Source organism: Sphingobacterium sp. IITKGP-BTPF85 (assembly GCF_001006065.1).
Lineage (GTDB): Bacteria > Bacteroidota > Bacteroidia > Sphingobacteriales > Sphingobacteriaceae > Sphingobacterium > Sphingobacterium anhuiense.
The window spans coordinates 1-8038 of sequence record NZ_ASZT02000188.1 but is presented as its reverse complement, the minus strand read 5'-3'; the positions used below and the strand labels follow the sequence as shown (position 1 = coordinate 8038).

Below are 8038 nucleotides of genomic sequence, written 5' to 3'. Positions count from 1 at the left end.
GCTGTCAATGGAGAAGATGCCTTATCGAAAGCACAAGAGTATATTCCCGACTTGATCTTATCTGATCTGATGATGCCTTATATGAATGGAGCCAGTTATGCCGGGCAGTAAAAACAAATATCGCAACCAGTCATATTCCTGTTATCCTGTTGACTGCAGTGACAGACAGTGAATCACAGACACAGGCCCTACAATATGGAGCAAACATCTATCTAACAAAACCTTTTGACAATAGGCTGTTGTTTCTATCTGTGCAGAATCTCATAGCAATCAGTCATAAAAAGAGCAAGGAATTTCAGGTCAAAAAAACAGATTTCGACAATGAACTGGATGCTAAATTTATTGCTACATTAGATCAACTGATCGAAGATAATATGCAGTCGGATGACTTTGATGTTAATTTTATCTCCCGAAAGATGGGTATGAGCACACCTATTATTTACCGAAAGCTCCGGGCGATATCCAACCTTTCTATCAATAATTATGTGAAGATGTACCGGCTTAACAGAGCGAAGGAGTTGCTAAAATCTTCGATGAATGTCAGTGAGGTAGCCTATGCAGTCGGATTTTCTGAAAGAAAGTACTTCAGCAGGGAATTTAAGAAACAATTTGGGTATAATCCGTCACAGCAAATTGCAGACTCCTACGAAGATAATTAAAACACAAAAGGGATTAAATATTTGAAAAGAGATTGTAGGCAGGGTACGAATAGATTTAAAAGTAACAAAGGCGCCTAAATGGGGGCCTTTGTTACTTTTATCTTTACTGTATTTACTTCGCGATTTCCTTAATCATTGGTTCACCATCCAAGAGCCTTTTATAGCGCACTAATGCTTCTACATAATAGTAATCAGCATATGTCAGTGGTACATCAATCTCCGAATTTAAAGGAAGTGCCCCTACACTATGTTTTAATAAATAACCGCCATTTGTCCCATAAACTGCTTTATAAGATTCTTTGGATAAATTAGTAAGCATTGTCTCTGCATTAGAAAGATAAAGGGCAGATTCCTTACCTTTTGTATATTGAGCCAATTCAAGTAAAGCAGATGCATACAATGTGGCTGCCGAAACATCCCGAAGATCTTTTTTAGCATACATCTTACTAGATTGATCAATCTTATCTTTATCAAAATCCCAATAAGGAATTAAATCTTGAGGCATATTCGGATGATTCAAAATATATTTCGCAATATGTCTAGCTTGATTTAGAAATTCCTTTTTATTTGTTTCTCGATACATCATCGTATACCCATAAAGCGCCCAACCTTGGCCTCTAGACCATGCGGATTCATCATAAGCACCTTGGTGCGTTTTTTTTCCAATAACTTTGCCGCTATTCACATCATAGTCAATAACATGATATGAGCTATAATCCTTCCTAAAATGATTTTTCAATGTTGTTTCCGCATGCTTTATAGCCAAGTCATAATATTTCTTATTACCAGTCATTTTTGAAACCTGCGTCAAAAACTCTAAATTCATCATATTATCAATGATAACGGGATAATGCCAAGGTTTGTGATCCCAAGACCGAATTGTTTTTGTTCTCTCATTAAAACGAGAAGCAAGAGAAGCAGCACCTGTAACTAATACATCTTTATATTTCGCAGAATCGCCGGTCAGACGTAAACCATTGCCGAAACTACAAAACAGCATAAAACCTAGATCATGTGTACCTTTATTATACTTTTCTTTCTCCAAATTAGGTAATTTCTCTTCTACATTTTTTAATAATTCCTGATCTTGAGTCCCTTCATATAAATACCAAAGTGTACCAGGATAAAATCCAGAACACCACCAACTGGATGATGAAAAGATCTCTTTATTATTTTCAAAAGTTTTAGGAAATTTTCCATTGGGTGTTGCATTTGCCAAGACTTTAATTTGGAGAGCTGCGTCATTCAAATTCTGCTGAATAAACTCTTTCGATAATTTCAGATCCCGGGATTGACCTTGAACAGTACATATTCCTAAAACAGAACATAATACCATGATAATCTGTCTTTTCAATTTCATCATAATTTACAATAATCTTAATTCGCTATTATTTTATATATCACTTGATTACTTAATTCCATACTTTTAATTAAAACATTCATTTTATAAAGCATTCCACCCCACACTTTAATCAATCGTGGATCCTCGATTTCCTTAGTTTCTAAAGAAAAAGTAACAGTTTCCCTTTCGAAATTTATAAAGACTTTTTTCCCATTATCCAATTGTAAGAAAAAGCCATCCTTTAGTAACTGAGGTTTTATTTTAGATATGAAACTAATCGATTGTGGTTTTTTAAATTCCTCCAATTGATACTGTTCTTCTACCCTGATTTCATTATTTCCTGCATGCATCTTGATAGTTCGCATCCAAGATTGTACTGCGGCTTCTTTAGGATAAGCCTTCGCAACATTGACACGGTATTGAGCAGTTTCATTATTAGTTATATACTCGACATCATCCGCATGATAAGACCTTCCATCCTTTTGCTGTATTCCATTTATAATAGGAAGATTATGCCATTGCGATTGCATATTCCACAATGTATAGCGATTCCTACTAAAAGTTTCTTTGGTATAAGTTCCCACACCTACATCAATTAAAACTGGCGTCGAATCCAAATAGAGCATATAGCTTCCAACATCATTATGATTATGGCTTACCCCATTATTACTTCCTATCGTAGCCAAGAATAAATTACCCTTTTTATTTAAACTCCGCATAGTTGCCTGTCCCAAACTCTCATAAAAATGAAATTGGGGGGCTATAAAGTCTTTTCGATGATTACTTAATTCATTATAAATAGACGCATGAATTAAAAAATCCTGTACTGTTCCTAATGACATACTTGGTGATTTTAGAGTTGTCAAATAGCTTGCATATGCTTTTAGATTATCATCATTATATAAAGTACCATAAGCCCATATTTTAGCAGGATAGGGTACTTGTATCGCCTCTGCATCTGCGAAATTGATGTATCTATTTCTGTAAATGTGAGAATTCAAGATATAGTTGCCAATATTAAATAATTTATGTTCCTCCTTAAATGTCACCTCCCCATCCGACACATCCTCTAACCACAACAACATCTGTCCAAGTTCACCACCAGCATGTAGCCAATAAGAGGGCCCCTCTTCACACGCACCATCTTCAGCGTAAGAGTCAATAAATTTATCCGCACTATGAGCCAATTTCTGAATAATCATCTTCAATCTAGAAGCATCTTCTTCCACTAACAATGCTACTTTAAGAACATTGGTGTTGATCCAAATATTCCAGTTATTAACCATATTGTTTGACTGAAGCGCCATCCACCAAAAATCATCTCGGACTAAATAAGGATTTAAAATACGGCTCTGTAAGACATCTTTCAATTTTTTAGTAATCATAGGAGAAATTTGGTTTAATTCATCCCCCAACAATAAATAAACCATCGCCAGATCAGCTGCTACCCGACCTGCTCCTAGATCAATATAATCATCCAGTGGATCAGGCAAACCAATTCCAGATTTTTGCACTACAATATGTGCAGGACTTACCCAAGTACTTTCTTCCATCATTAACCAGAGGCCATTAATAATCTGTGGAATAAAACGTCCCTTTCCCTCAACCAATTCTCCTATAACCAAATGCGATACGATACTCCTGCGTGTATTAATATCATCCTCGTAGCGAGTTCTGTTTCCATCAGTCTTATATTCAAGATATTTTGTAGCTAACAATGATGGCCAAGTAAATAAATTCGCATCCTCTGCAACTTTCATTATGTGAGACTTTTCCAATATTGATAGCGCTTGAATAGCTTTGTTCCATTCATTTTTCTTTTCCAACCGCCAGTCATCAATACGATTAACGGTATTTGTCAAAACTGCACCTGAAAGATGCCGCTCTAAGGTGTGTTGTCCAAGTGCATTAATTTGCAACATAACAAAAAAGAGAAACATTAAAATTTTATAGCATTTTCTACTTCTTCTCATAAACTAATGCTCGAGAGCCCTTATTAAGTGTAAAAACAATTATTCCATCAAGATCTATTTCATACTTACCCTTTCCTTTAATCACAATCATTGGAGTCGATATCCCCGATTCAACTCTAATTGTACCCGTATGTTGACTTTCGATCTCCATAGTTTGCGTTATACCATTTTTCCTCTTTGCAGAAACCAGAAAAGCTCCATCAGTCAAAAACCTTTTAAAAGAAATATCTTTCCAGGCAGTAGGTACAGCGGGAAAAATTCTTAATTTTCCATTCCAATATTGTAAGCACAGTTCTTGGATGCTTGTCATTGCTGCTAACGGGGTTTCAATTACTGGTCCCGACTCGGCATAAAGCGTATTCTTTTTAATATAAGATTTTAATAAATTATCAAGAGATGCTAAGGCATCATCTCCCCTTCCCATCATGGCATACATCGATGCGGCACCAGTAAATGAATAACCTTGCAAGAACTGATTTTTACTCTGCCAGTACTTAATTGAACGCTCAATCAAAACTCTATTTTCCTTTTGATCCCAATTAATTTCATAAAAAGGATAGATCATCATTAAATGAGAATAATGTCTATGTGACTCACCATAAGGAACATCCTTAGCTATCAAATAACCGTTTACACCTTGTGGAAAATCGATCAAATTTTCGAGTACATCGAGCCATCGATCATATAGAGGATCTTTCCTATTCTTTTCATCATCTAGCTCGATGAGTGATCTAAGCCCCCATCTCAGAATAGCTAGATCATAATTCGTATCATAAGCATACCCATATTTATATTCTGGCGAATAAGTTTTAACAGCGATATGATATTTTCCTGATTCATTTTTTTCTAATAGATGCAAATAATAATTAACCGCCTCTTTAAGTAAGGGAAATAAGCGGTCATATACCTCTTCCTGCATGCCATAGCGATAGTAAGAATAGTAGCTATGCAATAACCAAAGCAAGTTGCCAAGTTCTTTTTCACCATCAGAAGCATCGGAAATTGAGACTCCCTTCTCTAAGAGAACAGGACTCCAGAGATCGCTCGCAGATGAGCGCCCAATAGCAATGCTATTATAACGATAAGCCACAGGAACATTTTCTCTCAAATTGGAGACATTCTGATCAATCATTTGAATTAAAGAATTCGCGATATCAAGATGGTTTGACGTGAAAACAGGAGAATATGTCAATTGCATATTTAAGTTCATCCAGTAAGCTGGCCAAGGAGTAACGCTCGTCCATGGTCCCTGCAAATCTATTGCTGGCTTATTTGTTCTGGTGGCACTTGCTAATTTATACAACTGCATTTCATAAAAACGCTGATAAATTTTATCTGGTAATGACAAAGAAGAAGCACTATAATAATTACACCACCAATTTTGGTGTTTTTCCAAGGCTATAATAATATCTTTAGAATCAAAATGATTAACATAATCAATTGTTTCTTTTAGATAGCTCTTGTTAACCTGATTATATCCAACCGAGACAACATAAACATCATTGTCCATACCGAGCATTTTCTTATATACAGTTGCATAGCCACCGCCAGCTAATAACTCTTGATTATAAAAAGAAAACCCCTTACTAGTTCCTGATTTTCCCTCAGGATTGCGAGTATAATAAGTAGGTTTTTGTGTATAATCAAATTTCATACGGGGACTAATAGCAGAATCCGGACACCAGTTAAAAGAGTCGTTCCCATGGTAGTCCTTTTTAATGACTTCAATGAGTATAATATTATCATCAGACAGTGTTGTCGTTTTAATATGCAACATACCATCCGAAGTCTTAATATTCGTTTGAGAATAAGCTTGCTGAATAAAAATATCACCACCTATACTATCAATGTCCACATTAAGGTTTATAGAAAAATGCCCCAGTGACAGACGAGCTTTATCAAAAAGCTTTTCACGATTTTTTTCACGGTGATCATAAATATCCGTTCTACCAATATCTATACGTACAGCTTGTGAAGATTTCAAATAGGTCATCGTTCCTAGTAAACCATTCCCCGTGAATACCCCTTCATAAATACTTTTACCCAACTGAGAAATATGAAATATTGGTTTGTCTTGACCCTGAGCACGACAAATAACACATAAGATTGAAATAAAAAAAATATATAAATTCCGCATAAATAGGGTTCAATTGGGCTCTAAAATGTACTTTTTTTAGTAGACACACAAGAGAAACTTACGAAATCGTTTGAGAAGAAAATCATGAAAAAAGGGTAATAATGGTTTCAGAAACCATTATTACCCTTTTTTCATGAAAATTTAATAAGGATGATAGATCCAATAATAAAACAACTAGATCAATCCACTTAATACTGTCCTGTACTTAAAAGAACCAATGTACAAGCATTTTCAGTATCAATACCTATTGCACCTGCAAGTGCTACTAATTCCGCATTTTCAGCTCCAGGATTAAAAATAATCCGCTTTGGCTTTGTTTCTAAAATATAATCCAAATAGCTTTTTTGATTTGCTGCGCCAACATACATAGTAATGGTATCAATATCCGTGTGAATAAGTCCCATAGGTTCTATTTCGACACCAGCAACTTCACCCTTCTTAAGCCCAACATTCACAATATCATGTCCATATTGCTTCAATTTATAGGCTGCTTTATACGAATACCTTTCTGGATTAGTACTCGCTCCTATTATTAGCGTTTTTTTCATAACTACTTATTTTATTAAACATCATCAGCCACATTACCAGCATCATTATATATTCCCTTTCTTAAGATAGGCATCCCTAAAATTTTATACAATTCATCCAATTTAACTAAGCTACCATTAGTCATATTCGATAAAAGTACAATCGTAACGTTATTTTTTAGATCCCTAACATACAAATTGCGAAATCCGTGCCACCATCCAGTATGATAGATTATTAGATCATTATTTCTGTGAAAAGTGCGCCAACCTAATCCGTATCCAAATATTCCATTTTTAGATTTCGCACGATCGACATAAGCAGAATCTAACGTTTCTTTCTTTAATAACCTACCTTCATTTAACGCTAAATCTAATTTATACAGATCCCGAACTGTACTATAAATTCCCTTATCGCCCAGAGGGCCATCTTGAAAATTCTGAACAACAGATCTTCTCCAAACCTTATCGTGACCGATAACATCTGTCGGAATTTTTTCATAAATAGCTTTTGACAATGCAGCTGTATTAGTCATTCCTGCTGGATTAAAGACATTTTCTTTCATCCATTCCGCATAACTTTGATTAGTTACCTTTTCAATAATAGCGCCTAAAACCATAAAATTCGAATTGTTATAAAAGAATTTACCATCAGGTTTACCATAGCGATTCGGTTTAAACTCAATCAGCATATTCATGACATCTTGATTGGTCATACCCTTCTTTTTTCCTTCCAATGCTCTTCCGAAAAATAAACATAATTTGGCAATCCAGAACGATGAGACAATAATTGCTTTATTGTAATATCTGGATAGGGAAAATTAGGATAAAAATCATTAATAGTTTGATCCAATTTCAATTTGCCCTCTTCAACCAATTTCAAAATACCAATACCTGTAAGTGGTTTGGAAACAGACGCTAATTCAAATTTCGAATCAATCTTCAAACTATCTTTTAAAAGATAATTTGCCCAACCAAATGAGTTCTGATATAAAATCTTTCCATTTTTTGCAATCAGTACATTACCATTAAATCCTACTCTTATGCAAATTTTGCATAAAAGCTTCAATTTTAGGATCTGCTTCAGATGGATTGTATATAAGCTTTAAACTGTCAGTCTTAGCCTGTTCAACTAATGCTTTTTTTTGCTTTTCTTCTTTCGAACTACACGATACGGTTGCTATAATAAGAACAGCAACTATGCTTTTTAATATATATAATTTCACTATTTAACGGATTCTATTTCTTTTCTAATGTATTAATGCTAAAATGCTGATTAGTACTAAAAAAAAGAAAAAAACAATAAAAGGTCACTTTATATAAAGTGACCTTTGAATATACTTATTCGAAGTAAGATTACGCTAATAATCTCACTGGATTTTCTAATAATGCTTTAATGTTTG

7 protein-coding genes are annotated in these 8038 nt (G+C 34.7%); 1 reads left to right on the top strand and 6 read right to left on the bottom strand.

Annotated features, from left to right (window positions below; genetic code table 11):
- The first annotated feature begins 158 nt into the window (after nucleotides 1-158).
- Nucleotides 159-659 carry a DNA-binding response regulator gene (locus L950_RS22930; RefSeq protein ID WP_231577813.1) on the top strand — a complete coding sequence of 167 codons (501 nt, stop codon included), beginning with the start codon at nucleotides 159-161 and terminating at the stop codon, nucleotides 657-659.
- 112 nt (nucleotides 660-771) lie between these two features.
- Here L950_RS22930 and L950_RS22925 read toward each other — a convergent pair whose 3' ends face one another.
- The 6 genes from L950_RS22925 to L950_RS36895 all read right to left on the bottom strand — a co-directional run bounded on the left by L950_RS22925 (nucleotide 772) and on the right by L950_RS36895 (nucleotide 7704).
- Nucleotides 772-2019 carry a glycoside hydrolase family 88 protein gene (locus L950_RS22925; RefSeq protein ID WP_031288531.1) on the bottom strand — a complete coding sequence of 416 codons (1248 nt, stop codon included), beginning with the start codon at nucleotides 2017-2019 and terminating at the stop codon, nucleotides 772-774.
- Nucleotides 2020-2036: 17 nt separating this feature from the next.
- Entirely contained in the window at nucleotides 2037-3923 is a 1887-nt protein-coding gene (locus L950_RS22920; RefSeq protein ID WP_021190422.1) for a heparinase II/III family protein, read from the bottom strand.
- A 37-nt stretch (nucleotides 3924-3960) separates the two neighbouring features.
- Nucleotides 3961-6021, bottom strand: a complete 2061-nt coding sequence (locus L950_RS22915; protein WP_156169823.1) for a glycosyl hydrolase family 95 catalytic domain-containing protein — start codon at nucleotides 6019-6021, stop codon at nucleotides 3961-3963.
- 278 nt (nucleotides 6022-6299) lie between these two features.
- Nucleotides 6300-6659 (bottom strand): CoA-binding protein, encoded by a 360-nt coding sequence (locus L950_RS22910; RefSeq protein ID WP_021190420.1) that lies wholly within the window; start codon nucleotides 6657-6659, stop codon nucleotides 6300-6302.
- 14 nt (nucleotides 6660-6673) lie between these two features.
- Nucleotides 6674-7372, bottom strand: a complete 699-nt coding sequence (locus tag L950_RS36900) for a serine hydrolase domain-containing protein (protein ID WP_316930742.1) — start codon at nucleotides 7370-7372, stop codon at nucleotides 6674-6676.
- Nucleotides 7348-7704, bottom strand: a complete 357-nt coding sequence (locus L950_RS36895) for a serine hydrolase domain-containing protein (protein WP_316930741.1) — start codon at nucleotides 7702-7704, stop codon at nucleotides 7348-7350. Before L950_RS36895 ends, L950_RS36900 begins: the two co-directional genes overlap by 25 nt.
- Nucleotides 7705-8038 lie beyond the last annotated feature (334 nt).